The organism is Ferriphaselus amnicola (assembly GCF_000974685.2).
In the GTDB taxonomy this organism is placed as follows: Bacteria; Pseudomonadota; Gammaproteobacteria; order Burkholderiales; family Gallionellaceae; genus Ferriphaselus; species Ferriphaselus amnicola.
Genome location: NZ_AP018738.1, coordinates 1,344,639 through 1,370,045, shown reverse-complemented (window position 1 = coordinate 1,370,045; position 25,407 = coordinate 1,344,639). Strand labels below are relative to the sequence as shown.

The following is a 25,407-nucleotide window of genomic DNA, read 5'->3' as shown; positions in this document are numbered from 1 at the left end:
ATAAGGGGTACTAATGAGTGAGAAGATCAAATTCGTTTGTCCAGAGTGCTTGCGTGGTGACAAAGTGCTAAGTGATTGGGTAAATGCATCTGAGGAGCGGGGCAGTTGCAGCTATTGCGGATTGAAAAATCAACCGGTTCGTTCCGCGAATGAAGTGGCCAACTACATGTTTGGGTATATTAAAGACGTGTATGAGGCTAGTGTGCCTAGTCTCCTCGAGATTGATGGTGTCAAGTACGATATTGTTTGTCTGTATACGGACACGAACAGCATGTTGGCAGAGGTATTCGATTATCAGGGGGATTCAGGGGGATTTGCTTCTGACTATAGGCTAATCGGTGATTTGGCTGATATGTTGCGAGATTTGGCTGGATTTGGGAACGATGAAGTTGCATGGAATACAAAAGTGGCAGACCCTCACGGCGAAGCCCTGATCGGGAGTTGGATAGAGTTTGCGGCTGTGATTTCGTATCGACGGCGATTCCTTTTTCTTGCAAGCATGGAGGCCAAAGATAAGCTCCTATTGCCGCGACATTCTGCTCTGGAAATATTGAAGATATTGGGTGAAGAACTTAAAGAAAGGGGTCTGAGAAAAAATGTAGAGAAAGGAAAAATGGTCTATCGGGTTCGGGTTGCAAAAAATGGTGAGGTCTTCGACGATGTGAAAGATTTGGGCGCACCTTCCGCCGAGAAGGCGGCTGCTGGACGTATGAATCCTCCTGGGATTCCCTATTTCTATGCGGCATTCGATCAGCTTACTGCATGTGCTGAAGTGTGCAGTGATGCACCTAGCGTAATACATGTTGCTTACATCAGCGCGTGGCAGACCAGAAAGGATTTGGAAATTATCGATTTGTCATCGCTTGGAGAGTGTCCAAGCTTTTTTGATAGGGAAAATATTCAAAATCGTGCGGGGCATAGATTTTTGCAGGAATTCATTGCAACAGTTTGTCGGCCTCTTCCGGCGGGTGATGTTGCACAACTTGCTTATATTCCTGCACAGGTGGTGTCCGAATATTTCAGGACGGTGCTTCATGTAGACGGCGTGGTTTTTCGGAGCACAAGAAATCCGACTGGAAAATGTGTAGTGCTATTTCCGAGCGAAGAAAGCGATGTATTTCCTTACCCATTTGGGGATATGCTGAAATTGTGCAAACCTGTAGAGAAAAAACTAGTCGGATTTGAACCGGACTTGGTCATTCCAAAACTGAAAGAAAAAAACAGCTTCGATCCTTGGGAGTTATCAGAACTCAGGCGGCGGGAAAACGCCAGTCGTTAATTTGCGTAGGCAAAAAGGGTGGGCCTCGGATTGAACCTCAGCGACGAAGCACTAATCCGGCAAGATGCCACCCTCATCCGACGTGTCTTGGCCAAATCGCCCCCATGCTGGGAGGCCTGCACTCCTTTCCCCGTGGTGCCTGCGGCAATGCCAGGATACAGGCCACCAACCCATCAACTTTGGAGTTAATGCCCCCGCCGCTTGTCGGGTGACTGGTTTGTCGGTGCCAAGGAAATGTTGAGATTGCTTGCTTTGGCATATACGGCGTCTACTGTGCGGTCAAGGTGCAGGGCAATTAACCTTGTTGGGGTGTTTGCTCTCACCTCTTTCTTTAAACCTGCGATATCTTGCGGCGTCCATTGTTTGCCATGATTTGCTGGGGTTTTAGCCATGATATTTGATCCTGTAATTGTCTGTTACTTGAAATTGTGGAGTATTGCTGTAGCCAGATTCGCCACATCCATGCGTGTGATCTCCAAATACCGGGAGAAAACTTCAAGGACGAAAATGGAAATCAGCACCCAAGGCAGCGCAACCCTGAATGGCGCGCTAATCTCTTTGAAGAAAGCCCTTCGTTGACGAGTTTTTTGAACTGCTGCTGCATTTGCAATCACGCATTTTAGATATGCTGACATATAAGTTCCCTGAAGAAACCCGAGATAGGGTAGGCATGCTTATAACAGAGGTTTGATGGGGGCGCAAATATACAACTATTTGTATTTTAAGTAAAATACTTGTTTTCCGGCAATTGGGGGGCAGCGACTAAATTTAGTAGATGGGCGAATGCGCGAAACAGGAATCTACGCTCATCCGTCGCAAATCGCCCACAAGCTGGAAGGCCAGCAATCTTTCCCCCGTGGCGCCTGCGGCAATGCGTCTGTTCTGCAAGGTGAATGGCTGGGCCGCAAAGGGTTCAAGGGTGTCGAGTATGTTGCTGGCAGGAGCGACGAGATCAATAGCCACGCTTGGCTGGTATGCGACGGGCTGATTATAGACATCACCGCAGACCAGTTCGATATGGGCATGCCGCCCGTTTTTGTGTTGCGCGCAGTCGAAGGAGCGATGAGAACGGGCTATTCCAATTTCCATGCCCGCTTTGAAATTCAAACCCGCCACTCTTGCGTGATGGATGGTGCTTATGATCAAGCCAACTATGCGGCACTGGTGAAGGTTATCGACGGGCTACGCTAAGTTTCGTGCAGTGCATTAGTGCCGCCAGATTTATGGGGTGCTAAACCAGATGCACCTCTACGCGCTTACCCAATGCAGCCGCGTATTTGCGCAAGGTGCTGAGACTGGGCGAGTGCTTGCCGCTAGCCAGCGCACTTTCGAGGCGGGCGATGGCGGGGGCTTTGGTTCCCATGCGTTCAGCGATCTGTGCTTGTGTTAAACCCGCCTCGCGCCGAGCGGCAAGGATCTCGTCTAAGACGGCGAAGTCTTCGCGGTTCAGTCGCTCATGTTCGGCGCGCACAGCGGGATTTCCCATCATCTTGGCGACCATTTGTTCGTGGGTCATGGTTTTCATAGCTTTACCTCCATCATTCGTTTTTGGGCAGTCAGGCGTTCCTTAAGCGGTGTTTTCTGCGTCTTCTTGACGAAGCAATGCAGCATGACGATCTGGCGACCGACCAGCGTGCAATAAAACACACGGGCGATGCCTTCCGCTCCTTTGAGGCGCAACTCGAACAAGCCATCCCCAAAGGCTTTGGTATGCGGTTCGCCGAGATTCGCCCCATATACCATCATCCTCGCAGTCAATCCGATGTAGCGTGCCTGTAACGTCTCGGGCAGAGACATAATCTCCGTTTGGAGCGCTGCACTGTAATAGGTGATGGTGTAGTCCATGCGATTAGATTAACAAATATGTTAACAGTAAGCAAGGTGCTGCCACAGATGCTACGCACCTGCGAAGGGGTTGCCACAGACTGGCGTTCCCAGACTGAGAAATATCCAATGGGCACAAAAGCGCCGCTATTGTGCGAAGTCGAGGACACAGACTGACTCCGTCAGACTGTGCCAAATTTGTGCCATGACACAAGCAAATTACCCCTGATTGGGACTGATTTAGACTGGAATGGCACAGCGGCAAGCGTTACAAGTTAATGATTGTAATAATAAATAGTTTTATGGTGGGCTTCTCTTAATCCGTTTGTCGCAGGTTCGATCCCCGCACGACCCACCAAACAAATCAAAAGGTTAGCGAATTATCGCTGACCTTTTTTTCTTCCAGTTGTGCCATTGAGCATCGTAGCTGCTAATTCTGAATGCTCAATTAGCACTGGTTGAGACAAATGGGCATAACGTCTGACCATTGATTCGCTCTCCCAACTACCTAATTCTTGCAGCACATTTAACGGTGTTCCCTGTTGCGCCAGCCAGCTTGCCTATGTGTGCCGGAGATTTTGTAAATTGCACGCAACGATGAGACAGTTGAGCATCTGCAAGCTATTTCTAGCGGTGGCAAGCCCCAGTTGGGCTGCACCCGACGCGGTGTGCCTACTTGCGCATCATGTATTACGGCGAGGCCGGCCATACTATAGGCTTGCGAGGAGAAGAGTTAAGAGGGGAGCAAGCCAAGATTCTGCTTATCAGCACTAAAGCTTAAGGCGCGGTTGCCGATGAGACAGGTGTGTGTGAAGTTCCCGAGTTTGCGTGTATTACCCGCAGACGCTGTGAGTGCCTTGAAAGTTACTATTAAAGATGCAGGAGGTTTGCGATGTACATAAATTGGAAGCTGCAGAGGTGCGCTCCTGTCTGCTGAGATGATTCTTCGTACGCAATCAAGGCAAGCAGGATTCTCAATTGTCGAGGCAATGGTTGCTTCGCTGATTTTGGGGATCGCTGCGTTTTGTTTTGTCGGTAGCCAAGTGATGGGCATGGCCATGCAGAAGGATGCGTCGTCGCGACATGCAGCGACGACGGCAGGAATGCAGGCGATGCAGCCTCTGATTGCAATTTCCAATCAAAGCCGTGATGCGGTGGCTGCTTCGCTTGCCGCTTTTCCCAAGAATATTTATTCACCCGAAACGCGTAGAACCTACCAGATTACCTTGAAACGTGTCGAGGATACTCAGGGTAATGTTGTCGGTATCAATGCGCTTCCGGCACATGCCGTCCTGACGATAGGGCTCAATGTGCCCTACAAGGAATCCGGACAGGCGCAAGCGGTCAATCCGCTGTGTACCGTGAGTTATTGATGCCCATTCCCCTGCCAAACCAATGCCGAGGATTTACCCTTACGGAGCTTATGGTGGGGCTAGCTCTGGGAATTATCGTTGCGCTGGTATCGGGCGCCATGCTGTCATCGAATGCGAAACTGATTATTCAACAGGACAATCTGGCCTCTGCTGAAGAAGATGCCCAAGTGGTGTACAAGATTCTCTCTGAGTTTTTGTTGCAAGCTGAGGTTTGTACTGCCTGTCCCCAGTTCGATATTGCTTATCCTGCCGGTGTTACCAACCCCAACCCGGCAGGTAAGCTTGCCCAAAAAAATGATGCTGTGACTGTTAGTGGGGTGTTGCCTGTTGGGTACAAAATCTGGCCGAACAATATTTCGCCTTTTAGTAATAATGCAGTGCGTTTTGCGTGGGATGGCAATTCGGGGAACATGACACTGGCAGTTGCGCCGACGGTTGCTGAACTTTCCGTTGCCCCCGTACAAAGTCTAGTGGTCGTTTCAGATCGGACGGCACGCATTGCTAATATTGATGTTTGGCCGCTCACCATTGGTGGTGCTAGACAGATGGCGGCAAGCTCGAGCCCAGACGGCGGATACGAGATATGTGTGGAAACTCGAGCGCGCTCGCCCGACCCCTCCTATATCAATCCTGATGACAAAGATACCTTGCTGCACTATCGCACTGCGCGTGTTTGCGGGGTCGTTTTCCCAAGGAATGTACTTTGAAAACCAATCAGGGTTTTACTTTGCTCGAGCTAATGATTGCGGTGGCGATTGTCGCGATCCTGTCTGTCATGACGATTAGCGGCATGTCTCACATGATGGCTAATAACAAGGTTTCGCAGACGACTCAAACAATTGCACAATCTTTACGCGTAGCGAGGTCACACGCGATGGAGCTGTCTAGTGATGTCACCGTGATGATCGACAGCACATCTGTTTTGTCGCAGATTCAGAATGGTGCGGCGGGTGCGATTCGGACAACTCTGCCATTGGGGGTTGCCGTATCAGGAACAGAAAAATTTGTATTCAACTCGTATGGGATGGCATCGACGGCGGGAACGGTAAATATTGCAAGCGTCTCATCGAAGAAAGTAACACCGCGAACGATCGTCGTCAGCCCATTGGGACAGGTGATCCAGTGAGGTGGCGGCAACAAGGATTTTCGCTGGTGATGGCCATGATGACTATGGCGCTGGTTGCTGGCATGACAATCGCTTATTTCGAGCGCTCGATGCTAGTCAAGCGTGTCGGTGGCAGTATGCGGGACGCTAATCTTGCCCAAACTCTGGCGGAAGCAGGAATTGGGCGCATCACTGGACAGTTCGCTTCGGTAGATAGCCTGCTGGCCGACATCAATGGCAACGGAGCACCCGACAGAGATGAGGGTTGGCAAGACCTGACGACCTCACCCACTACGCTGCCGCTGGGATACTCGTTCTACGCGAAAGCGGGTAATCCTACCTCACCCGTGCGTCGTGTGGCTGTGGGTGAGGGGGCTGGGATAACTGCAGCTACACTAAGCTCGCAGAGGGTGGACGTCGCCATCCAGAGTATGCGAATTAACGATTTATTCATTTCCAATCAAATACGCCCATTTCTATTCATTCAAACAGCAGCGGGTGGACTGACGAAGAGTGTCAGTACGTGGGACAAGGAAGTCTCATCCCAAAAAGTGGCTGTTTGGCTTGAGTTGGAAGTGAACCCGAATAATTCCGCATTCGTCGATATTTATTGTGCGGGGGCTTCACAGTATGGAAAGGCGAAAAGCTATTTGCGTCAGTTTGTGGGAACCTATCAGTAGTTGTTAATCTAGTGGAGGATATATGGAAATGAAAACAGTGAAGGTCGTTTTTGGGGCTTTGTTACTTTTGATGACTTCTACGGCTATGGCGGACTCGAAGAAAGAGGACGATAAAACGGAATCCAGAAAAGTCGATGATAAAAAAACTGAGCACGAACGTGAGCACGAACGTGAGCATTCGGCTGCTAGCCTGCCACCCAAAAAGACATTAGTGTTTGCAAAAGCTCATCGGAGCAACTCCGGTGGGTGTGGGTCGATCAGCAACAGTGGCAGTGGGGCTGATAGCCATAAATCTGACAGCAACTCTCATGAGGCAGGCAACGAGCACTCAGATGATGGTCATAGAAAATCAGAAGATAGCAAATCCTCTGAGCACAAGTCTGATGGCGGCGAGTCCCATGGAGAGGACGATCACAGTGCTTCGGATAGAAAATCAGAAGATAGCAAGTCTTCTGATCACAAATCTGATGGCGGTGAGTCTCATGGAAAGGATGATCACAAGAGTTCAGGTGATGGAAAATCTGGAGAGGAAAAGTCAGCTAGCTCCAACACCTGTGGTGATAACTCGGGTGGTAAAGGATCGGGTAGTAATGGCGCGAATACAGGTGGAGCATCGGGAGGCTCCTCAACAGGTGGAGGTGCAGCGGCTGGCTCTAGGCGCTTTGTTATTGTGCGCCCATGACGACTCTAAGATGGGCTATGCTGACCTCATTGACAAACGGTGAATGATCTGTCCTAAGGCGGCAATCGCCCCCTCCATCTCGTCGCTCCAGAGGTGTCCATAATTCAGGCGCACATAATCTGTAGAACCTTTGTGCGCAGAGAATATCGGCCCCGGCGCGATGCTGATGCCGTTCTTCAACGCTTCACGATGCAGTTCCAGCGAGTTCACCCCGTCCGGCAATTTCACCCATAAAAAATAGCCGCCGCTCGGACTGGTGAGGCGCGTGCCTGCGGGGAAGTGGCGCTCTATTGCTGCGACGAACTTGATTTGCTGTAGCAGCAAGGTGTGGCGCAGACCGCGCAGGTGTTTGTCGTAGCCGCCTTTTTTCAAATAACCGGCGAGCGTGATTTGCGCGGGGACGGAAGTTGCCAGCGTGGTGGTGAGTTTCAGACGCTCGACGGTTTTTGCGTAGCGCCCCGGCGCCGCCCAGCCGACGCGGTAGCCGGGTGCCAGGCATTTGGAAAATGAGGAGCAGTGCATCACCAGTCCCGCCGTATCAAACGCCTTCGCGGGTTTGGGGCGTTGGTCGCCGAAATACAGTTCGCCGTAAACATCGTCCTCGATCAGCGGCACGTTGTGGCGCGCAAGTAAGGTCACCATGTCTTTTTTCTTGTCGTCGGGCATCAGGCTGCCGAGAGGGTTCTGGAAATTGGTCATTAGCCAGCAGGCGGTAGGTTTGTGCAATTCAAGCGCGCGTTGCAGCGCGGCCAGATCAATGCCGTCGCGCGGGTGGCAGGGCACATCGACCGCCTTCAACCCATTGCGCTCAATCGCCTGTAATGCCGCGTAAAACGTGGGCGAGCCGATCAGCACGGTATCGCCGGGTTGCGTCACTGCTTGCAGGCAGAGGTTCAACCCTTCCAGCGCGCCGTTGGTAATCACGATTTCGTCGGGGGAAACCTGCAAACCGTCAATCATGTAGCGCAGCGCAATCTGCCTGCGCAGCTCGGCATCGCCGGGGCTGATGTCTTCCACGCTGCGCCACGGATCCATCGCCTGCACGCAGGCCGCCATCGTCTTCGCCAGACGCGCCATCGGAAACAGCAACGGGCTGGGAAAGGCCGACCCCAGCGGCACAACTTTGCGGGCGCGCGTCGATTCCAGCACCTCGAACACCAGTTCGCTGACATCCACTTGTGTCGCTTCGGGGGTGCTGTTGATATCGGGTTCGGGCAGCGGGGGCAGATGTTGCGTGCCGCCGGAGACGTAGTAGCCGGAACGTTCCCGCGCCGAAATCAGTCCGCGCGCTTCCAGCAGATAGTAGGCCTGAAACACGGTGGAGGGGCTGACTTTGCGGGCAGCGCTGGCTTGCCGTACCGAAGGCAGCTTCTCGCCGCGCGCCAGCAAACCTTCCCTGATGGAGTGCGCGATGTCGTCGGCCAGTTGTTCGTATCGTTTCATGCTCCGGTTTTGCTTGTTTGTAATGGCCGCGATTATGAATCTGATACGGTCTTTTTTCCAGATTCTGATTCTGTTACTAAATCGACCAACTCTCTACCATGCGGCAGCGTATCAATCGCCAGTACAACGATCCGGGGGAGGAGTCATGCAACAGTAAGTCGGCGCAGTCACAGAGTTATACCGCGAGCTGGAGTCGTATCCGGTCAATATCGGGGAGAAAACCGTTCATGCCAAACGCATGCCCGGTTTTTTTCGTTCGCTCAGAACCTTTGCGCAGCTTGGCTTGTGGCTGCCGCTCCTGTTGTTGCCTTACCTGCGCTGGAACGGCAAGCAAGCCATCATGTTCGACATCGACCACAGCCAGTTTCATTGTTTCAACCTGACCGTTAGGCCGGACGATATATGGATGTTAATGTTGCTTGCGCTGGCGGGATCAATGCTGATGTTCGCGGTGACCAACATCGCATCGCGGGTGTGGTGCGGATATTTCTGCTTTCAATCAACATGGGTGGATTTGTTCACCTGGATCGAAGGCAAAGTCGAAGGCGGCCCGTCCGCGCGGCGCAAGTTGGATGATGCGCCGTGGCATGCCGACAAGCTCATCAAGAAAGTATCCAAGCACGCCATCTGGCTGGGCGTATCGCTGCTCACCGCCATTAGTTTTTCCATCTGGTTTGTCGATGCGTTCGAGTACTGGAACAAGCTGATCCATCTCCAGCTGCCGCGAGTCGGCTGGGTAACGCTGGCGCTGGTGATTACCGGAACCTATCTGTATGCCGGATTGATGCGCGAACAGATGTGCCAATGGATGTGTCCCTATGCGCGCTTTCAGTCGGTGATGGCGGACGGGCAAACCATTATGCCGAGCTACGACATCAATCGCGGCGAGCCGCGCGGCAAGTTGCGCAAGGGGGATGAAGCCGTCGCGCAACAAGGCGACTGCATCGACTGCTACCAGTGCGTGCAAGTCTGTCCGACCGGGGTGGATATTCGCCAAGGCCATCAGTTGGGTTGCATCACCTGCGGTTTGTGTATCGATGCATGCAATTCCGTGATGGACAAAATCGACAAGCCGCGCGGCTTGATCCGCTACGCCTCGCCGGACGAAATCGAGGGCAAGCTGGTGAAGAAGCGGCTCCATAATCCTTGGATTTGGGTCTATTCATCCCTCTTACTGGCGTCATGCCTAGGGGTCGTGTACGGCCTAGCTCACATGTCATCCGTAACACTTAACGTCAGGCCAGAACGCCAGCCACTGTTTGTGCGTATGAGCGATGGCTCTATCCAGAATAGGTATGAGTTCAAGTTAATGAATAAGACCTCTAAAGATATACATATCTCTGTAACCGCAGACGGAGGGATAAAGGATCAACGCATCATCGGCTCTGAAAAACCAATATTCATTTCGCATGAGCGAGGCGCTTCATTTACCGTGTTCGTAAAAGCCCCCGGCAACAACATAAACAAGGCCGCTACGCCGATTAGATTTCATGTGATCAGCCAAGAGGACTCGGCTATTGAGGCAGAATACAACACGGTGTTCAATGGTCCATCACTCTGAAATAAAGGGGAGCGTTGGGTTGTCGCAGGAGATAGTTGAGTATGCGGGCTAGTGCGAAAACTGTGCTGGCATTGATTTTGGCGTGCAGTGGTCAATGGGCGATAAAAAAGCCACTGAAAACAGTGGCTTTTTTACTTTTTATGGTGGTGGGGTAACGCCTAATGTCTGCGGTAATTCTCCCAACGCGTTCTAGTCGCTTCAGATTGCCGCAAAAACCTACGAAACCCTTTATCTGGCGAAAATTCTATCAGGAAACAGCATCGCTGGTAGAGTGCTTGCGAACGCCGGTTCAATTGCCCATTTGGGAATTGAACCCACGTCCATTTTGCTTGGCTTGTGTCCGAAAAAGAGCGTTCATGGACTCCTGACAACTCATGCGAAAGGAGACCCAAATGGACATCGTTCATCTCGACCAAAAGCAACTGGCCACCCGCTGGGGCATTAGCCAAGCATCCCTTGAACGTTGGCGATGTGAGGGCATCGGGCCTGCGTATCTCAAACTGAAAGGCGTGGTCCGATATCGGTTGCGCGATATTGAGAGCTACGAGGAGTCCTGTCTTTCAACATTTGTCAGGCGGCCACTATCAATCGGTCAATGCACCGCGGTTGATTCGGGCAAGTAAAAGGACGCCCCGGTTCGATTGCGCACTTGGAGTTGAATTAAAATTAATCTTGATTAGCAACAATCGTCAGCCACCCGAATTATTCGGAGTGGTTGAGGTGTTACGGTAGTAGCTGCGATCAAGAGTCGCTGGTGAAGCGAGCTCAGATCGAAACGCCGATTGAAGCGATAACAAAATGCGGCCAGGTAGCGCGCCGCGTACTTACGAAAGCCGAATGCATGGTGACAACCCGTGTTGAAATTGAATTCGATTCATGGTCATTTTGTTCCCCTTCAGTTATGGTTTAGGTGTCACTCTACTGCCTGTCAGGCTCACCAGGTGAGCTAGGCTGACGATTGTTGCTAATCAAGAAATTAATTTAAAAGACTATAAATTTTTCCCGAGGGTGTTTCGTTTTTTTTTTTGCATTTCAATGCAATTGTTTGACAAATTTATTAAATGAGCTCAGTATGAAAATATGAGTCAATTTTCCAGAAAAATTGTTGCTGTCTTAATGTTGCTATGGTTGCCTCTGTTTGCTGGCAATGCACTAGCGACAGCGGTGTCTATGCAGATGCCGCATGGCTCTTGCCAAGAGGCAGATGCAATGCAATCGATGGAACATGAAGATATCGGTGAGCATCATCACTCTGATATGCAGATGTCTTCAGCGGGTGAAGAAGACGGCGCGTCCTGCAATTCTTGCGGTATTTGCCACTTGGCTTGCTCTAGCTATTTAGCTATGACGATTATTGGAATTCTTGCGGTGCAAGCTGATGCACTGAGCGCTACTCCCTATTTAGTAACGTATAAATCCGTTAGTTCTGCCCCACTCACCCCCCCTCCCAGTCCTCGCGTTTGAAGCGGCAGGACAAGTCCGTCTTTACTTTTTGTAACCTGATTTAAGTCGGTCTCGTCTCGCCTCTTTGCGGCAGCCCTTTGGCTGCCCGATAGCAATGCAATCGAGGATCGGGTCATGAAGATACCAACAACAATTTGCCGGATGCCGCGCGTCGTTTTGACGTGCCTCGCGCTGGCGGCGCAGCCCGCGCTCGGCGCAGAACAGCTTGGGGCCAGCCTTCCCGGCCTGCTGGATTATGCGCGCGAGCACAACCCGGAACTGGCGGCGATGCGCCACGAGGCGGATGCCGCGCGTCAGCGCGTGCAGCCGGCGGGAGCCCTGCCGGATCCCGTGCTGCGCGCCGAGCTGATGGACGTCACCAACCAGGGCACCAACAAGCCGCCCAGCCTGTGGCCTTCGCAGGTGGGCAACACGCGCTACCTGCTGATGCAGAGCGTGCCTTGGTTAGGCAAGCGAGACCTGCAGCGCGGGGTGGCCGAGGCTCAGGCTGATCAGGCCGACGGCCAGGCGGCATCGACCTGGGCGGAGTTGTCCGGCCGCATCAAGACGGCCTACGCGATGTACTACTACCTGTCCGGCAGCGAGCGCCTGGCGCAGCAAGCGCTTTTGCTGATGAACAACCTCGAGCGGGTCGCGCAGACGCGCTACGCCAACGGGCTGGGGGCGCAGCAGGACGTCCTGCGCGCGCAGGTCGAGCAGACCGCGTTGCGCACCGAGCTGGTCGAACTGGAGAGCGAGCGCCACCACGAACAAAGCCGGCTGAATGCCCTGTTGTCGCGTCCCGCGATGGCGGAACTGGCGGAGCCCGCTCAACTGCGGCCGCTGCCGCCGCCCGCGCAACTCGATTATGCCGTGCTGGAACAGAAGCTGCGCGCGCGCAATCCGCAGCTGCAGGTCGCCGAGGCGCAGGTGCAGTCCGCCGGGAAGGGACGCGATCTCGCCTACGCCAGACGCTATCCGGACTTCACGCTCGGCATTGCCCCCAACCAGAGCGGCAACGCGGTGAAGAGCTGGGACGTGATGGTCGAATTCAACATTCCGCTGCAGCAGGGCTCGCGCCGCTCGCAGGAACGCGAGGCCGAGGCGATGCTGGCGGCATCCGAGTCGCGCAAGCAGTCGCTGCAGGACCGCATGCAGGCGGCGCTGTCCGAGAGCCTCTATGCGCTGGAGACTGCGCGGCGCACCGAGTCGCTCGCGGCGACGCGGTTGCTGCCGCAGAGCGAACTCAATTACCAGTCCGCGCTCGCGGGCTACGAGACCGGCAAGGTGGAGTTCGCCATGCTGATCGAGGCGCAGCGCCAGATCCTGAATGCGCAACGGCAGCGCCTCAAGGCGCAACTGGAGGCGCAGTCGCGCCTCGCCGAAATCGAAAGTCTGCTGGGAGAAGAACTATGAAGAAAATCATCGGAATCGTCGTGGCTGTGTTCGCGTTGCTGGGCGTGGCGACAGGCGGCTACTGGCTGGGTACGCATGCTTCGGTATCGTCGCCGGCGCCGCAAGCAGCCAAGGCCGAGCGCAAGGTGTTGTACTACCGCAACCCGATGGGCCTGCCCGACACTTCGCCGGTGCCCAAGAGGGACGCGATGGGCATGGACTACGTGCCGGTGTACGAGGGCGAAGCGGAATCGGGAGGAGCGAACCAGATCGTCATCGGTACCGACAAGGTGCAGAAGCTCGGCGTGAAGAGCGAGGCCGCGGCGATGCGCGTGATCGACAGGACGCTGCGTGCGGTCGGGCGTATCGAGATCGACGAGCGGCGCACCTATGCGGTCGCGCCAAAATTCGAGGGCTGGGTGGAACGCCTGTACGTCAACACTACGGGGCAGCCTGTCGCAAAAGGCCAGCCGCTGTTCGAGGTGTACAGCCCCGAACTGGTCTCGGCGCGTCGCGAACGCGAGATTGCCGCGCAAGGCATCGCCTCGCTCAAGGATGCCGACGAGGATGCGCGAGACAGCATGCGGCGGCTTGCCGAATCCAGCGCCGCGCGGCTGAGGAACTGGGATATCGTGGACGGCCGTGTGAACGGCAACCGTGCGACTTTCCACGCCCCCGTTTCCGGCGTGGTGCTGGAAAAGAAGGCGCTGCAGGGCATGCGCTTCATGCCCGGCGAAGAACTGTACCGCATCGCCGACCTTTCCTCAGTGTGGGTGATGGCCGACATTACCGAGCAGGACATCGGCCGGATCAGGGCGGGCGGACACGCGCAGGTCAGCGTGGATGCCTATCCCGGCAAGCGCTTCGACGGTAGGGTGGATTTCATCTACCCGACGCTGGAAAGCGTGACACGCGCGGTGCGGGTACGCATCGAACTTCCCAATCCGCAGGGCCTGCTCAGGCCTGCGATGTTCGCCAAGGTCGAGTTGCCATTGGATGAAGGTAAGGAGGTGTTGAGCGTGCCTACCTCAGCCGTGATCGACAGCGGCCTGCGCCAGGTGGTGCTGGTTCAGGCTGCACCGGGACGCTTTGAGCCGCGCGCAGTTAGGCTGGGCAGCCGCGGCGAGAACTACGTCGAGGTGCTGGAAGGCGTCGCAGAAGACGAGCAGGTAGTTACTGCCGCGAACTTCCTGATAGATGCAGAGAGCAACCTCAGGGCGGCGTTGGGCGGCATGGGCGGCCACGCAGCACATGGCGGTACATCGACCGCAAGTACTCTGGTTCCGGTAGTGGAGCCGCGTAAGGAGAGCACGCAGCCCAAGCCGTCGACCGGACATCAGGCGCAGGGCGTGCTCGATGCGATCAATCCGGACGGTACGGTGAGCATCACCCATGGTCCCATCTCCTCGCTGGGCTGGCCGGGCATGACCATGGATTTCGAACTGGCCAACGAATCGCTGGCGCAGGGAATCGCGCCGGGCAGCGAGGTTATGTTCGAATTCGTCGAGCGTGGCAAGGGCGAATGGGTGATTACCCGATTGCAGGCCGTGAAGGCTGCAACGCACGAGGGGCACTGACATGCTGGGGAAAATTATCGAATGGTCGGCGCGCAACCTGTTCTTGGTGCTGCTCGCTACCCTGTTTGTCACGCTGGCGGGCATCTATGCCGTGGTGAAAACGCCGCTGGATGCACTGCCCGACCTGTCCGACGTGCAGGTGATCGTTTATACCGAGTATCCGGGGCAGGCGCCGCAGGTGGTCGAAGACCAAGTGACATACCCGCTCACCACGGCGATGCTGGCCGTGCCGAAATCCAAGGTGGTGCGCGGCTTCTCGTTCTTCGGCGCATCGTTTGTGTACGTGATTTTCGAAGACGGTACGGATATCTACTGGGCGCGTTCGCGTGTACTCGAATACCTGAACCAGGCAGCAGGACGCCTGCCGCGAGGTGTGTCGCCGCAGCTTGGGCCGGATGCGAGTGGCGTGGGCTGGGTGTACCAGTATGCGGTGCTAAGTGACAAGCACAACCTTGCCGAGTTGCGCACCATGCAGGACTGGTATCTGCGCTACCAGTTGAACAAGGCGCATGGCGTGGCCGAGGTCGCCTCCATCGGCGGCTTCGTGCAGCAATACCAGGTGACGGTCGATCCGGTGAAGCTGCGCGCCTACGACATTCCTCTGGCGAAGGTCGCGCAGGTGATCCGCGACAGCAACCGCGACGTCGGAGGTCGCGTGGTGGAGATGGCCGAAACTGAGTACATGGTGCGCGGCAAGGGTTACCTGCACGGCAAGGCCGATCTTGAGACGCTGGTGGTCAAGGCAGAAAACGGCACGCCAGTGCTTCTGCGCGACATCGCGCGCGTCGAACTTGGACCGGATGAGCGGCGCGGGCTGACTGAACTGAACGGTGAAGGCGAGGTGGTGTCCGGGATCGCGATGGCACGCTACGGTCAGAACGCGCTGGAGGTGATCGCGAACATCAAGGACAAGATTGCCGAGGTGTCCGCAGGCTTGCCGGAAGGTGTGAGCATCCAGGCAGTGTACGACCGCTCCGAGCTGATTGAGCGCGCAATCGCGACGCTGAAGCGCACGCTGTTCGAGGAAGGGCTGATCGTGGCGGCGGTGTGTATGGTGTTCCTGATGCATGCGAGGAGCGCTTTGGTTGCCATCGTGATGCTGCCCATAGGGGTGCTGATCGCCTTCCTTGCGATGCGCGCGCTCAACCTCAATTCCAACATCATGAGCCTGGGCGGCATCGCCATCGCCATCGGCGCGATGGTGGATGCGGCGATTGTCATGATCGAAAACGCGCATAAGCACTTGGAGCGGATCAAGGAGGGAGAACATCGGTTTGGGGCAATCCTGACTGCCTGTCAGGAAGTCGGCCCCTCACTGTTCTTTTCGCTGCTGATCATCACCGTGTCTTTCCTCCCAGTGTTCACTCTGGAGGCGCAGGAGGGGCGCCTGTTCGCGCCACTGGCGTTCACCAAGACCTTCGCGATGGCGGGTGCGGCGCTGCTGTCGGTGACGCTGGTGCCGGTGCTGATGCTGCTGTTCATCCGTGGCCATATCAGGCCGGAATCTGAGAACCCGCTGAACCGATGGCTGATTGCCGTCTATCGCCCGGTTATCGATACCGTGCTGCGCCGCAAACAGGCCACCATCGCGGTGGCATTGCTGGCGATGGGACTGACGCTCTATCCCGTGATGAAACTGGGCAGCGAATTTATGCCCACGCTGAACGAGGGCACGCTGTTCTACATGCCCGCCTCGCTGCCGGGCATGTCGGTGACCAAGGCCGCCGAACTGCTGCAGACGCAGAACAAGATCATCAAGAGCTTTCCGGAAGTCGCCTCCGTGTATGGCAAGGCCGGGCGCGCGCAGACGGCCACCGACCCGGCACCGCTGGAGATGTTCGAGACCGTGATCAACCTCAAGCCGCAGGAGGAATGGCGCGACGGCATGACCACCGACAAGCTGATCGCCGAAATGGACAAGGCATTGCAATTCCCCGGCGTGGCGAACTCGTGGACCATGCCGATCAAGGCGCGCATCGACATGCTCTCCACCGGTATCCGCACGCCCATCGGTATCAAGGTATTCGGCAAAGACCTCGGCGAGATGGAGAAACTTGCGAAGGAGATCGAAGCGGTGGTGAAGACCATTCCCGGCACGACCAGCGCTTTCGCCGAGCGCATCACTGGCGGCTTCTACCTCAATATCGATCCGGATCGAGCACAGCTCGCACGCTATGGTCTGAGTATCAATGAGGTACAAGAGGTGATTGCCACCGCGCTGGGTGGCGAGACCGTCACCACCACGGTGGAGGGGCTGGAGCGCTTTGGGGTAAACGTGCGCTATCCGCGTGAGCTGCGCAACACGCCGGAGAAGATCGCGGGCGAAGTTCTCGTGCCGACCATGGGCGGGGCGATGATCCCGCTCGGCCAGCTCGCGCGGGTGAGCATCGGCAAGGGCGCTCCTTCAATCCGCACCGAGAACGCGCTGTTGTCGGCCTACATCTACGTGGACATCCGCGACCGGGACATCGGCTCCTACGTGGCCGAGGCGCGCAAGGCGGTGGCAGAGAAGGTGAAGTTTCCATCGGGCTACTACGCGACCTGGAGCGGGCAGTTCGAGTACATGGAGCGGGCTGCTGCGAAGATGAAGGTCGTAATCCCCATCACGCTGCTTCTCATCTTCCTGCTGCTGTATCTCAATTTCAAACGTGTCACCGAATCGGTGATTGTGATGCTGTCCGTGCCCTTCGCACTGGTCGGCGGCGTGTGGCTGCTGTGGCTGCTCGGCTACAACCTCAGCGTGGCGGTGGCGGTGGGCTTTATCGCGCTAGCGGGTGTGGCTGCGGAGACTGGAGTGGTGATGCTGATCTATCTGGAAAACGCATGGCAGGAGGCCCAGACACGTTGCGCAGCAGAAGGGCGGTCTCCGGCACCACATGATCTGCATTCCGCCATCATGGAAGGCGCGGTGGAACGCGTGCGCCCGAAGATGATGACCGTCACGGCAATCATGGCAGGCCTGCTGCCGATCATGTGGAGCAGCGGCACTGGCTCGGAAGTGATGAGCCGCATAGCCGCTCCCATGGTTGGTGGCATGGTCTCCTCGACGGTGCTGACGCTGGTGGTGATCCCCGTGATCTATGCACTAGTCAAAAGCCGAGAAATCAGATGACTAATTTTAATTGGAGCTAGGTAATGGCTAACTGTTGCAATGACAAATCTTGTGAACTTGACGCGCTCCGCCGCCGCCAAAGTTCGACGCTAAAAATAGTGATGGCTATCAATGCCGTCATGTTTGTCGTCGAACTCACGGCAGGATTGCTCGGGAATTCGGTTTCGCTGGTTGCCGATTCGCTGGATATGCTGGGTGACGCCTTGGTGTACGGATTCAGCCTGTACGTCGTGGCGCGCGGCGCGGCGATGAAAGCCAGGGCGGCGCTGTTCAAGGGTGGCATCATGGCGGCATTCGGTCTGTTTGTGCTTAGTCAGGCGATCTACCGGATCGAAGTTCCTCAGCTTCCCGTATACGAGGCCATCGGGGCAATCGGCTTGCTGGCGCTTGCAGCAAACGGCGCGTGCTTCCTCCTGCTCTGGCGGCATCGGGAGGACGATATCAATATGAGTTCTGTCTGGCTGTGCTCCCGTAACGACATCATTGCCAATATCTCGGTGCTGTTTGCCGCGCTCGGTGTGTGGCTCACCCATTCCGGCTGGCCAGACATCATCATCGGGTTGGCACTTGCCGCATTATTTTTACGCTCTGCACTGCATGTGTTGCGTGAGTCCATTACGGAACTCAGAGTCGTTAACGCAATAACTGCAACAGTTGGTGGTGATCACGGTTCTGTATGCCTTGATCAAGGTGCGCGAAATCAAACTTTCAATGGGAGTCGAAAAACATGATTGAGATTATTCCAAACTGGCATCCGGTATTCGTGCATTTTCCTGTCGTACTCACCACGGCTGCGGTGGCATTCACCGCTGCCGGCGCATTCTCCGGAACCCGGCCACATGCGGTGCAATGCATGGTAACGGGACGCTGGATGTTATGGAGTGCGGCATTGTTTGCGTTGATTGCTGCCGCGTTCGGCTGGTTCGCCTTCAACAGCGTTGAGCATGATGAAGTAAGTCATGCCGCCATGACCTTGCATCGCAATTGGGCGCTTGGGACACTGGTGGTTCTGGTTGTGCTCGCCGCCTGGGATGTATGGCGCGGGGGCTCACGCAAAACATCCTCACTAGGTTTCTTGGGATTGCTGGTTACTGTATGGATGCTAGTGGCAAGCACGGCCTGGCACGGTGCCGAACTGGTGTATCGCCATGGGTTGGGGGTCATGTCTTTACCGGATGTTCATGCCGTACAAGATATGACGCCGCACGATGAGGTTGGGCATGCACATGATCACGCGCATTGAGTTTTATCGTTGTCATCAACCTGTCTCGAGAGGAGGTGTCCAATCAGTGTATTTCCAGGATGTTGCAGCACATTCGATCAACCAAACTTTTAGGAGTATGAAATGAAATTGAAATCGACATTATTGACCGCCGTCCTTGCGATGTTCATGGGCGCTACCGCAACTGCAATCGCCGCCGAGACAGAGAAACATGAAGCCGCAGCCACCGGGCAGAGCGAGGCGAAGACCCCGGTGAAGAAGCCGGTAAAGAGGCATAGCCATATGGAAGAAAAGACCAATATGCCGCAGCCCGAACCGGCACCGCATACGGACAAGGAAATACCGAAAAACCGGCATGATCATATGAAAGAGAAGCACTGAAGCAGAGGCTCGCCTGCCCGACGAAATACACCGGGTGGGCGAGGCGATATCAATGCATGAAAGGAAATGAGATGAAACCAGCAAATTTGTCCCAAGTATTGGCAGCTGCAATGGCAGCAACGGTCGCGATGACAGGGGCGGTGTATGCCGTAACGCCGTCCCACAGCCATGAGGATGCGCAGCATGCCCAAATTCAGGCGAAACACGAAGGTTACGGGGTGCTTAAGGCCGTAAACACGGAAGCGGGCAAGGTACAGCTCGCACATGGGGCGATTCCCTCGTTGGGATGGCCAGCAATGACTATGTGGTTTGCGCTGCGCGATCCGTTGCCCAAGGATGTAATGGTGGGCGACAACGTGCGTTTTGAACTGGAACAAGTCAACTCGAAAGAATGGGTAATTATCCGTATTGAGCGTAAACGCTGAACGTATTACATGGGTTGCAGGACCTGTCCGTACTTGTTTGTGAATGAGGAGCAAGAAAATGAAACTGAATCCCTTGCGCATCGGTATTACTTTGGCATTGTCTGCAGCAGCTATCAATTTGGTATGTGCGGCAGCAGTGTACTTATTTCCTGAGGCGACGATCGGCTTCGTGAACGCGTGGGTTCACGGTTTGAATCTCTCCATAATCATTAGCGACAAGCCGTGGGCATTGGGCGGAGTGGTCTATGGCCTTTTCGGCGTTACCCTGACCGGTTTTCTGGGCGGAGCCTTGTTTGCAGTCTGCTACAACCTGACAGGTAGGTGCTCCGGAGGTTGCCATGAATGATTCAAAAGAAGCGGGCAAACAAGCGACGGCACTGAAAACCCGGCGTCTCGCCTTTGAGCAGGCGGTGACTCTGGAGGAAGCGGAATCCCTGATCGCCACATTGGAGTCAGCGGATGTTTCGGCAAAGGTTATCGGACTCGAGGTGAGTTACGACCTCGCAATGACTGATCTGGAGGGGATCGAAAAACTGTTGCAAACAGCAAATGTGAGGCTTGGAATGGGGCCGATGGCAAGGTTGCGCCGTGCCTGGCTGCATTATGCCGAGGAAAGTGAAATCAGCAATCTGAATGCACCCAGCAAAAACGCTGCATGTTGCAATCGTCCGCCAGTGAAATAGCTCGCGAATGAGAAGAGTTTTAATGAGTCCATCCTTTTGCGTCACCTCTCATGGAGGAAATACGATGAGAACATTTTTTTTAAGCATGCTAGCCGTTTCGTGGCTGGCCGGCTGCGCCAACCCAGCCCATGTTCATCAAATGGTCAGCAAAGACGGGGGAGCGTTCGCTGCAGGGGAGCTGATTCATGACCATGATCGAGGGAAAGACAATCACCTCGTGCTGGAGATGTCGAACCGGCGTTACGAGGCTCATGGATTTACTGTCGAGCGCCATACCCATTTGGGAGAACTGCACAAACGCTACTATCTTTCCAATCCGAAACGATGGGAGCGAATTTTCTCCGGCCTCGATACGAGTCATGTGACGTATTGTATTGAGACGGCCGCCAGATCAGCTGATGGGCATGAACTGTCGTGCAGTTTGATATGGAAATTCGGCAACACGCCCGCTGGTTTTTGCACGGATCAGGCCGGTACGGCTTTCCCGGTAGGTTTTGAATAGCTCGCCGCAATCTATATTGGGAAATGGCCAAATGACGCGAGAATTTCACAATCCCCATGCAAGCCATATTGGCCTGAGCGACAGGCTGCCTTTTCATTATGAAAGCAGCGCCATTGTTCCGGTTGCGGCAGAGCGGTTGTTTGAATTCGTCGACGACCACGCGAGTCTGTCTGCACACATGGGCGACTCTTCATGGAGGATGGGCTGGAGCCGGATGGAAATCGCGCTAGACGAAAACAGGGGAAGAAGCGTCGGTTCGCACATCCGGCTGGATGGAAAGGTTCTCGGCATCCGCCTCGCGCTCGATGAGGTCGTGACGGAGCGCAACCCATCGCAGTACAAATCGTGGGAAACGACGGGTTCGCCGCGGTTGCTGGTGATGGGGCATTACCGGATGGGGTTCGAGATCACCCCACAGGGGAATGGTTCGCTGCTACGTGTATTCGTCGATTACGCGTTGCCGGATTTTGTCCCCGCGCGCTGGCTCGGCCACCTGCTTGGCCGCTATTACGCCAAATGGTGCGTCCGGCAGATGCTGGACGGCGCGGTAAGTCACTTCAGCGAACCCATGACTGTAGAGGAGCAGGCGGGTGCAGCATTTGTGGAGGCATTAGCCGAAGCGCTGGACATCCGCGAACGTGAAACCGGCCTGCATTCGAAACGGGTTGCCTGCCACACTCTGGTGCTGGCACGCCGGTTTACACGAGATACAGAGCAACTGCGCCAGATTTATTGGGGGGCGCTGCTGCACGACATCGGGAAAATCGGGATACCCGATGCCATCCTGTTGAAACCGGGAGCACTCAATGAAGACGAGTGGCGGGAGATGCGGACTCATCCGGAAAAGGGCTACCGTATCGTGTCTCAAATCCCCGGCATGGCGGAGGCCGCCGAAATCGTACTCAGCCACGAAGAGCGTTTTGATGGGCGCGGTTATCCGCGGGAGCTTCATGGCGAGAAAATTTGCCAAGGAGCGAGACTCTTTGCGGTGATCGATACCCTGGATGCAATGACCTCCGACCGTTCTTATCGCAAGGCGATGACATTCGACGAGGCGAAGGAAGAAATCGTCAATATGAGCGGTACCCAGTTCGACCCGGCTGCAGTGCAGGCCTTTCTGGAAGAAGAGGTTGCATTGCGCGAAATGGTCTTGGCCAAATGCATGGAGCCGAACAGTCCCGATTTTTCCGATGAAACGAAGCCTTTGAAAGGAACAGCACATGAGCACAAGCACTGACCCGGTATGCGGCATGACCGTGAAACCTGATTCGCCGCACCGCTTCGAGTACCGCGGTATCGAATACAGTTTCTGCAGTGCGAAGTGTGAGGCGAAATTCCAGGCGTCACCCGAAACCTATTTTGAACCCCGTGCGGCGGAACCCGCACGGACGGGTGCGATATACACCTGCCCCATGCATCCGGAAATCCGCCAACCCAAGCCGGGAAACTGCCCGAAGTGCGGCATGACGCTGGAGCTTGAATCTCCGGCCATCCCGGGTGCGGTGGAATACACCTGCCCAATGCATCCCGAGGTCGTGCGCAGCGAGCCGGGTAACTGCCCGATCTGCGGCATGGCATTGGAACCGCGCAATGCACCCCAGGAAGACAATACCGAGTTGAACGACATGACGCGCCGCTTCTGGACGAGTGCGGTGCTGGCGCTGCCGGTGTTCCTGTTGGCGATGGTTTCCGACCTCTTTCCGCAAACCATGCCGGAGTCCGTCTCGATGGTGATGCTGCAATGGATCGAATTCGTGCTGGCAACTCCTGCTGTGCTGTGGGGCGGCTGGCCGATCTTCCGGCGCGGTTATGAGTCCGTGGTCAACCGTAGCCTGAACATGTTCACGTTGATCTCGCTCGGCGTCGGCGTGGCGTGGACATATAGTGTCGTCGCCATGCTGTTGCCAGGCATCTTCCCCGAGACGATGCGCAGCATGATGGGTACCGTACCGGTGTACTTCGAGGCGGCTGCGGTCATTATGGCGCTGGTACTGCTTGGGCAGGTGATGGAACTGCGCGCGCGCAGCCAGACCAGCGCGGCAATCAAGCTGTTACTTGGCTTAGCGCCCAAGACTGCGCGCATTGTGCGTCCTGACGGCAACGAGGAAGACATTCCGCTGACACAGGTGCAGCCGAACGACGTGTTGCGCGTCCGTCCTGGCGAGAAAGTGCCGGTGGACGGAGTGGTACTCGAAGGCACAAGCGCGCTGGACGAATCCATGGTCACCGGCGAATCCATTCCCGTTGAAAAGACTGCGGGCGCGCGGCTGATCGGCGCGACGGTGAACGGTACAGGGAGCCTGCTGATGCGCGCCGAGCGCGTCGGCGCGGACACGCTGCTCGCGCAAATTGTGCACATGGTGAGCGAGGCGCAGCGTTCGCGCGCCCCTATCCAGCGCATGGCTGATGTCGTCTCCAGCTATTTCGTCCCGGCAGTGGTGCTGATTGCACTTGTCACGCTAGCGGTATGGGGCTTCATCGGGCCGGAGCCGCGTCTTGCGCACGCCATCGTCAATGCGGTGGCGGTACTCATCATCGCCTGTCCCTGCGCGCTGGGGCTCGCTACGCCCATGTCCATCATGGTGGGCACCGGGCGCGGCGCGACGGCGGGCGTGCTGATCAAGAACGCCGAAGCACTGGAGATCATGGAGAAGGTGGACACGCTGGTGGTGGACAAGACCGGTACCCTGACCGAGGGCAAGCCCAAGCTGGTGTCGGTGGTTGCCCTCGCAGGTTTCGACGAGGACGAGGTGTTGCGGCTGGGCGCCTGCCTGGAGCGCGCGAGCGAACATCCGCTCGCCGCAGCCATCGTCGGCGGCGCGCAGGAGAAAGGTTTATTGCTCGTCGCAGTGGGCGACTTCAAGTCTCACACCGGCAAGGGCGTGACGGGAGCCGTCGAGGGCCACGCGGTCGCGCTTGGCAACCTCAAGTTGTTCGAGGAATTGCAACTCGATGCGGGCGCGCTGCCTGCACGCGCCGATACATTGCGCGAAGACGGGCAGACGGTAATGCTGCTTGCTGTGGACGGCAAGGCTGCGGGCCTCATCGGCGTGGCCGACCCGGTCAAGGCATCCACACCGGATGCGATTCGCGCGCTGCACGAGGAAGGTATCCGCATCATCATGCTGACCGGGGACAACCGCACCACGGCAGAGGTGGTGGCGAAGAAACTGGGCATAGATCGGGTCGAGGCGGAGGTGCTGCCGGAGCAGAAGGCCGCCATCGTCAAACGCCTGCAAAGCGAAGGTCGCTTCGTCGCGATGGCGGGCGACGGCGTCAACGATGCGCCCGCGCTGGCGCAGGCGCAGGTTGGCATTGCTATGGGTACTGGTACCGATGTAGCGATGGAAAGCGCGGGAGTAACGCTGGTCAAGGGCGACCTGCGCGGCATCGTCCGCGCCGTTCGCCTGAGTCGCGCGACCATGAAGAACATCCGACAGAACCTGTTTTTCGCCTTCATCTACAACGTGCTCGGCGTCCCAGTTGCGGCGGGCGTGCTCTACCCGATCTTCGGCCTGCTGCTGTCGCCCATCATTGCCGCGACGGCGATGAGCTTCAGTTCGGTGTCCGTGATTTTAAACGCCCTGCGGCTGCGCCGCACCAACCTTTAAGGAGAAAAAATGTATCAATGGATACGCATCTGCTCAGCCGTTTTGTTGTTTGGAGCTTCGCTGGCGCATGCCGCGACCGAGGTGACCTTGTACAAGAGCCCCACCTGCGGCTGCTGTGAGAAATACGTGGACTATCTGCGAGAAAACGGCTTCGCGGTGAAGGCAATCAATGAAAACGACATGGATGCGGTCAAGAAGCGTTACGGGGTGTCTCATGTCGCCAGTTGTCATACGGCGCTGGTCGGTGGATACGTGGTCGAGGGCCATGTTCCGGTTGCCGCCATCCGCAAGCTAATGAAGGAGAAGCCCGCCATCATCGGGATCAGCGCTCCGGGCATGCCGCAGAATTCGCCGGGAATGGGCGAAATGAAAAAGGGGACGTTGACCATTTATGCAGTTCCCAAGAGAGGGCGCGAGCCGGAAGTGTTTTCGGTCGAGTGATTCTCCGCCCATGGACGGAGAAAGGAGGTACGGTAACGGAACGGTTGGTTTAGTTTTTTCGAGTATTGATTTCTAACCTGAGAGGAGACCGAACATGAACAAGATCACGATTCTGGCTGCCGTTACTTCGTTGTCCATGGTGGCGACGCCGCTTTATGCAGTGGATGAACATCACCCCGAGAAGGCGCAGCAGGGGGTGCCCATGCCGAAGGCGGAGACGATGGAGAAGACTACCAGCCCCGAGGCTGCGCCTGAACACCACATGGGAGAAGCGCAGGAATCGATGCGCAAGCTGCAGGACCTGATGGGAAAAATCCGCCAGACCAAAGATCCTAAGGAACGTCAAAAACTGATGCAGGAACACATGCGGACCATGCAGGAGGGTATGAAGCATATGCGCGCCATGGGTGGCTCCATGATGGGTATGGAAAGTAGCGGCGGCAAGCAGGGGGGAGGCGGCGGTAAGCAGGGCGGCGGCATGATGACGGGGGACATGATGAAGACCCACAACATGATGAAAATGCGCATGGAGATGATGGAATCCATGATGGAGCAGATGATGCAGCGCGAGGAAATGCAGGCGAAATAAGGCTATCACGTCCGGCCGGTGGTCAACCGCTCAATGGAATGACTGCCGGCATGTCTATGTGGTCAATGCTGGTTAATGG

The 25,407-nt window shown here is 56.0% G+C and carries 29 protein-coding genes and 1 pseudogene; 24 read left to right on the top strand and 6 right to left on the bottom strand.

Translation table 11 applies throughout. The annotated features are described in order from the left end of the window. Nucleotides 1-13 precede the first annotated feature (13 nt). Nucleotides 14-1,279: an RES domain-containing protein gene (locus OYT1_RS06825; protein WP_062627168.1), complete on the top strand. Its 1,266-nt coding sequence runs from the start codon at nucleotides 14-16 to the stop codon at nucleotides 1,277-1,279. 185 nt (nucleotides 1,280-1,464) lie between these two features. Here the strand turns inward: OYT1_RS06825 and OYT1_RS06820 are convergent, their stop codons facing one another. Together OYT1_RS06820 and OYT1_RS06815 are read right to left on the bottom strand one after the other, a co-directional pair. Continuing rightward, complete coding sequence (locus tag OYT1_RS06820; RefSeq protein WP_084612029.1) at nucleotides 1,465-1,671, bottom strand: hypothetical protein; 207 nt, start codon at nucleotides 1,669-1,671, stop codon at nucleotides 1,465-1,467. 24 nt (nucleotides 1,672-1,695) lie between these two features. After that, the gene (locus tag OYT1_RS06815; protein WP_062627167.1) at nucleotides 1,696-1,914 is read right to left on the bottom strand and encodes a hypothetical protein; all 219 of its coding nucleotides are present in this window, start codon (nucleotides 1,912-1,914) and stop codon (nucleotides 1,696-1,698) included. Nucleotides 1,915-2,062: 148 nt separating this feature from the next. Here OYT1_RS06815 and OYT1_RS06810 point away from each other — a divergent pair, with 148 nt between their 5' ends. Further along, on the top strand, nucleotides 2,063-2,470 hold the full coding sequence (locus OYT1_RS06810) for a hypothetical protein (RefSeq protein ID WP_062627166.1): 408 nt from the start codon (nucleotides 2,063-2,065) through the stop codon (nucleotides 2,468-2,470). Between the two features lie 40 nt (nucleotides 2,471-2,510). Here the strand turns inward: OYT1_RS06810 and OYT1_RS06805 are convergent, their stop codons facing one another. Further along, nucleotides 2,511-2,804: a helix-turn-helix domain-containing protein gene (locus OYT1_RS06805; protein WP_197714066.1), complete on the bottom strand. Its 294-nt coding sequence runs from the start codon at nucleotides 2,802-2,804 to the stop codon at nucleotides 2,511-2,513. Beyond that, complete coding sequence (locus tag OYT1_RS06800) at nucleotides 2,801-3,076, bottom strand: type II toxin-antitoxin system RelE/ParE family toxin (protein ID WP_232013134.1); 276 nt, start codon at nucleotides 3,074-3,076, stop codon at nucleotides 2,801-2,803. Before OYT1_RS06800 ends, OYT1_RS06805 begins: the two co-directional genes overlap by 4 nt. Nucleotides 3,077-4,041: 965 nt before the next feature. Between OYT1_RS06800 and OYT1_RS06790 the strand changes: the two genes are divergently transcribed. From OYT1_RS06790 to OYT1_RS13560, 5 genes are read left to right on the top strand one after another with little or no spacing between them, the layout of a single operon-like run. Next, nucleotides 4,042-4,476 (top strand): type IV pilus modification PilV family protein, encoded by a 435-nt coding sequence (locus tag OYT1_RS06790; protein WP_110818387.1) that lies wholly within the window; start codon nucleotides 4,042-4,044, stop codon nucleotides 4,474-4,476. Beyond that, the gene (locus tag OYT1_RS06785) at nucleotides 4,476-5,183 is read left to right on the top strand and encodes a PilW family protein (RefSeq protein WP_062627163.1); all 708 of its coding nucleotides are present in this window, start codon (nucleotides 4,476-4,478) and stop codon (nucleotides 5,181-5,183) included. Before OYT1_RS06790 ends, OYT1_RS06785 begins: the two co-directional genes overlap by 1 nt. Continuing rightward, nucleotides 5,180-5,602 carry a GspH/FimT family pseudopilin gene (locus OYT1_RS06780; RefSeq protein ID WP_062627162.1) on the top strand — a complete coding sequence of 141 codons (423 nt, stop codon included), beginning with the start codon at nucleotides 5,180-5,182 and terminating at the stop codon, nucleotides 5,600-5,602. The genes OYT1_RS06785 and OYT1_RS06780 overlap by 4 nt, the downstream gene beginning before the upstream one ends. Before the next feature lie 35 nt (nucleotides 5,603-5,637). Further along, on the top strand, nucleotides 5,638-6,261 hold the full coding sequence (locus OYT1_RS06775; RefSeq protein WP_172588518.1) for a hypothetical protein: 624 nt from the start codon (nucleotides 5,638-5,640) through the stop codon (nucleotides 6,259-6,261). Between the two features lie 22 nt (nucleotides 6,262-6,283). Next, nucleotides 6,284-6,943, top strand: a complete 660-nt coding sequence (locus tag OYT1_RS13560; RefSeq protein WP_145983680.1) for a hypothetical protein — start codon at nucleotides 6,284-6,286, stop codon at nucleotides 6,941-6,943. A 15-nt stretch (nucleotides 6,944-6,958) separates the two neighbouring features. On the opposite strand, the gene OYT1_RS06765 is transcribed toward OYT1_RS13560, so the two are convergent. Next, a complete protein-coding gene (locus tag OYT1_RS06765) occupies nucleotides 6,959-8,386 on the bottom strand; it encodes an aminotransferase-like domain-containing protein (RefSeq protein WP_062627159.1) in 1,428 nt (475 codons plus the stop codon). 238 nt (nucleotides 8,387-8,624) lie between these two features. Here OYT1_RS06765 and ccoG point away from each other — a divergent pair, with 238 nt between their 5' ends. Further along, nucleotides 8,625-9,947 (top strand): cytochrome c oxidase accessory protein CcoG, encoded by a 1,323-nt coding sequence (ccoG, locus tag OYT1_RS06760; RefSeq protein ID WP_232013133.1) that lies wholly within the window; start codon nucleotides 8,625-8,627, stop codon nucleotides 9,945-9,947. 392 nt (nucleotides 9,948-10,339) lie between these two features. Next, the gene (locus OYT1_RS06755; protein WP_051937942.1) at nucleotides 10,340-10,570 is read left to right on the top strand and encodes a helix-turn-helix transcriptional regulator; all 231 of its coding nucleotides are present in this window, start codon (nucleotides 10,340-10,342) and stop codon (nucleotides 10,568-10,570) included. A gap of 53 nt (nucleotides 10,571-10,623) precedes the next feature. On the opposite strand, the pseudogene OYT1_RS06750 reads toward OYT1_RS06755, so the two are convergent. Then, nucleotides 10,624-10,803: pseudogene (locus tag OYT1_RS06750) on the bottom strand (IS1595 family transposase); the annotation flags it as partial. A gap of 224 nt (nucleotides 10,804-11,027) precedes the next feature. Between OYT1_RS06750 and OYT1_RS06745 the strand changes: the two are divergent. From OYT1_RS06745 to OYT1_RS06675, 15 genes are all read left to right on the top strand, one after another. Next, nucleotides 11,028-11,411 (top strand): DUF2946 family protein, encoded by a 384-nt coding sequence (locus OYT1_RS06745; RefSeq protein ID WP_081908818.1) that lies wholly within the window; start codon nucleotides 11,028-11,030, stop codon nucleotides 11,409-11,411. A gap of 114 nt (nucleotides 11,412-11,525) precedes the next feature. Continuing rightward, nucleotides 11,526-12,806, top strand: a complete 1,281-nt coding sequence (locus OYT1_RS06740) for a TolC family protein (protein ID WP_051937937.1) — start codon at nucleotides 11,526-11,528, stop codon at nucleotides 12,804-12,806. Beyond that, the gene (locus OYT1_RS06735) at nucleotides 12,803-14,362 is read left to right on the top strand and encodes an efflux RND transporter periplasmic adaptor subunit (protein ID WP_035383989.1); all 1,560 of its coding nucleotides are present in this window, start codon (nucleotides 12,803-12,805) and stop codon (nucleotides 14,360-14,362) included. The genes OYT1_RS06740 and OYT1_RS06735 overlap by 4 nt, the downstream gene beginning before the upstream one ends. Before the next feature lies 1 nt (nucleotide 14,363). Then, nucleotides 14,364-17,474 (top strand): efflux RND transporter permease subunit, encoded by a 3,111-nt coding sequence (locus OYT1_RS06730; protein ID WP_035383988.1) that lies wholly within the window; start codon nucleotides 14,364-14,366, stop codon nucleotides 17,472-17,474. A 23-nt stretch (nucleotides 17,475-17,497) separates the two neighbouring features. After that, nucleotides 17,498-18,205, top strand: coding sequence for a cation transporter (locus OYT1_RS06725; protein WP_081908817.1), 708 nt, complete (start codon nucleotides 17,498-17,500; stop codon nucleotides 18,203-18,205). Beyond that, complete coding sequence (locus OYT1_RS06720) at nucleotides 18,202-18,717, top strand: DUF2231 domain-containing protein (RefSeq protein WP_051937935.1); 516 nt, start codon at nucleotides 18,202-18,204, stop codon at nucleotides 18,715-18,717. Before OYT1_RS06725 ends, OYT1_RS06720 begins: the two co-directional genes overlap by 4 nt. 102 nt (nucleotides 18,718-18,819) lie before the next feature. Continuing rightward, nucleotides 18,820-19,077, top strand: coding sequence for a hypothetical protein (locus OYT1_RS06715; RefSeq protein WP_035383987.1), 258 nt, complete (start codon nucleotides 18,820-18,822; stop codon nucleotides 19,075-19,077). Nucleotides 19,078-19,148: 71 nt separating this feature from the next. Beyond that, nucleotides 19,149-19,502: a copper-binding protein gene (locus OYT1_RS06710; RefSeq protein ID WP_051937934.1), complete on the top strand. Its 354-nt coding sequence runs from the start codon at nucleotides 19,149-19,151 to the stop codon at nucleotides 19,500-19,502. A gap of 58 nt (nucleotides 19,503-19,560) precedes the next feature. Further along, nucleotides 19,561-19,848, top strand: coding sequence for a DUF5676 family membrane protein (locus OYT1_RS06705; protein ID WP_035383986.1), 288 nt, complete (start codon nucleotides 19,561-19,563; stop codon nucleotides 19,846-19,848). Further along, a complete protein-coding gene (locus OYT1_RS06700; RefSeq protein WP_051937932.1) occupies nucleotides 19,841-20,185 on the top strand; it encodes a hypothetical protein in 345 nt (114 codons plus the stop codon). The genes OYT1_RS06705 and OYT1_RS06700 overlap by 8 nt, the downstream gene beginning before the upstream one ends. A 64-nt stretch (nucleotides 20,186-20,249) precedes the next feature. After that, nucleotides 20,250-20,687 carry a hypothetical protein gene (locus OYT1_RS13555; protein ID WP_145983679.1) on the top strand — a complete coding sequence of 146 codons (438 nt, stop codon included), beginning with the start codon at nucleotides 20,250-20,252 and terminating at the stop codon, nucleotides 20,685-20,687. Nucleotides 20,688-20,718: 31 nt separating this feature from the next. Beyond that, complete coding sequence (locus tag OYT1_RS13745; RefSeq protein ID WP_110818385.1) at nucleotides 20,719-21,924, top strand: HD domain-containing phosphohydrolase; 1,206 nt, start codon at nucleotides 20,719-20,721, stop codon at nucleotides 21,922-21,924. Continuing rightward, on the top strand, nucleotides 21,908-24,298 hold the full coding sequence (locus OYT1_RS06685) for a heavy metal translocating P-type ATPase (RefSeq protein ID WP_035383984.1): 2,391 nt from the start codon (nucleotides 21,908-21,910) through the stop codon (nucleotides 24,296-24,298). Before OYT1_RS13745 ends, OYT1_RS06685 begins: the two co-directional genes overlap by 17 nt. A 9-nt stretch (nucleotides 24,299-24,307) precedes the next feature. Continuing rightward, nucleotides 24,308-24,739, top strand: coding sequence for a DUF411 domain-containing protein (locus OYT1_RS06680; RefSeq protein ID WP_035383983.1), 432 nt, complete (start codon nucleotides 24,308-24,310; stop codon nucleotides 24,737-24,739). 94 nt (nucleotides 24,740-24,833) lie between these two features. Then, nucleotides 24,834-25,328, top strand: a complete 495-nt coding sequence (locus tag OYT1_RS06675) for a hypothetical protein (RefSeq protein WP_035383982.1) — start codon at nucleotides 24,834-24,836, stop codon at nucleotides 25,326-25,328. Nucleotides 25,329-25,407: the final 79 nt, after the last annotated feature.

Bases quoted from the DNA above. Each gene is read 5' to 3' on its own strand.
- OYT1_RS06685 (WP_035383984.1), top strand. From the start codon at position 21,908: ATGAGCACAAGCACTGACCCGGTATGCGGCATGACCGTGAAACCTGAT.
- OYT1_RS06725 (WP_081908817.1), top strand. From the start codon at position 17,498: ATGGCTAACTGTTGCAATGACAAATCTTGTGAACTTGACGCGCTCCGC.
- OYT1_RS06755 (WP_051937942.1), top strand. From the start codon at position 10,340: ATGGACATCGTTCATCTCGACCAAAAGCAACTGGCCACCCGCTGGGGC.
- OYT1_RS06715 (WP_035383987.1), top strand. From the start codon at position 18,820: ATGAAATTGAAATCGACATTATTGACCGCCGTCCTTGCGATGTTCATG.
- OYT1_RS06825 (WP_062627168.1), top strand. From the start codon at position 14: ATGAGTGAGAAGATCAAATTCGTTTGTCCAGAGTGCTTGCGTGGTGAC.
- OYT1_RS06680 (WP_035383983.1), top strand. From the start codon at position 24,308: ATGTATCAATGGATACGCATCTGCTCAGCCGTTTTGTTGTTTGGAGCT.
- OYT1_RS06700 (WP_051937932.1), top strand. From the start codon at position 19,841: ATGAATGATTCAAAAGAAGCGGGCAAACAAGCGACGGCACTGAAAACC.
- OYT1_RS13745 (WP_110818385.1), top strand. From the start codon at position 20,719: ATGACGCGAGAATTTCACAATCCCCATGCAAGCCATATTGGCCTGAGC.
- OYT1_RS06800 (WP_232013134.1), bottom strand. From the start codon at position 3,076: ATGTCTCTGCCCGAGACGTTACAGGCACGCTACATCGGATTGACTGCG.
- OYT1_RS06815 (WP_062627167.1), bottom strand. From the start codon at position 1,914: ATGTCAGCATATCTAAAATGCGTGATTGCAAATGCAGCAGCAGTTCAA.
- OYT1_RS06675 (WP_035383982.1), top strand. From the start codon at position 24,834: ATGAACAAGATCACGATTCTGGCTGCCGTTACTTCGTTGTCCATGGTG.
- OYT1_RS06775 (WP_172588518.1), top strand. From the start codon at position 5,638: ATGATGACTATGGCGCTGGTTGCTGGCATGACAATCGCTTATTTCGAG.
- OYT1_RS06805 (WP_197714066.1), bottom strand. From the start codon at position 2,804: ATGAAAACCATGACCCACGAACAAATGGTCGCCAAGATGATGGGAAAT.
- OYT1_RS06720 (WP_051937935.1), top strand. From the start codon at position 18,202: ATGATTGAGATTATTCCAAACTGGCATCCGGTATTCGTGCATTTTCCT.
- OYT1_RS06710 (WP_051937934.1), top strand. From the start codon at position 19,149: ATGAAACCAGCAAATTTGTCCCAAGTATTGGCAGCTGCAATGGCAGCA.
- OYT1_RS13555 (WP_145983679.1), top strand. From the start codon at position 20,250: ATGAGAACATTTTTTTTAAGCATGCTAGCCGTTTCGTGGCTGGCCGGC.
- OYT1_RS06810 (WP_062627166.1), top strand. From the start codon at position 2,063: ATGCGCGAAACAGGAATCTACGCTCATCCGTCGCAAATCGCCCACAAG.
- OYT1_RS06730 (WP_035383988.1), top strand. From the start codon at position 14,364: ATGCTGGGGAAAATTATCGAATGGTCGGCGCGCAACCTGTTCTTGGTG.
- OYT1_RS06765 (WP_062627159.1), bottom strand. From the start codon at position 8,386: ATGAAACGATACGAACAACTGGCCGACGACATCGCGCACTCCATCAGG.
- OYT1_RS13560 (WP_145983680.1), top strand. From the start codon at position 6,284: ATGGAAATGAAAACAGTGAAGGTCGTTTTTGGGGCTTTGTTACTTTTG.
- OYT1_RS06820 (WP_084612029.1), bottom strand. From the start codon at position 1,671: ATGGCTAAAACCCCAGCAAATCATGGCAAACAATGGACGCCGCAAGAT.
- OYT1_RS06740 (WP_051937937.1), top strand. From the start codon at position 11,526: ATGAAGATACCAACAACAATTTGCCGGATGCCGCGCGTCGTTTTGACG.
- OYT1_RS06705 (WP_035383986.1), top strand. From the start codon at position 19,561: ATGAAACTGAATCCCTTGCGCATCGGTATTACTTTGGCATTGTCTGCA.
- OYT1_RS06785 (WP_062627163.1), top strand. From the start codon at position 4,476: ATGCCCATTCCCCTGCCAAACCAATGCCGAGGATTTACCCTTACGGAG.
- ccoG (WP_232013133.1), top strand. From the start codon at position 8,625: ATGCCCGGTTTTTTTCGTTCGCTCAGAACCTTTGCGCAGCTTGGCTTG.
- OYT1_RS06745 (WP_081908818.1), top strand. From the start codon at position 11,028: ATGAGTCAATTTTCCAGAAAAATTGTTGCTGTCTTAATGTTGCTATGG.
- OYT1_RS06735 (WP_035383989.1), top strand. From the start codon at position 12,803: ATGAAGAAAATCATCGGAATCGTCGTGGCTGTGTTCGCGTTGCTGGGC.
- OYT1_RS06790 (WP_110818387.1), top strand. From the start codon at position 4,042: ATGATTCTTCGTACGCAATCAAGGCAAGCAGGATTCTCAATTGTCGAG.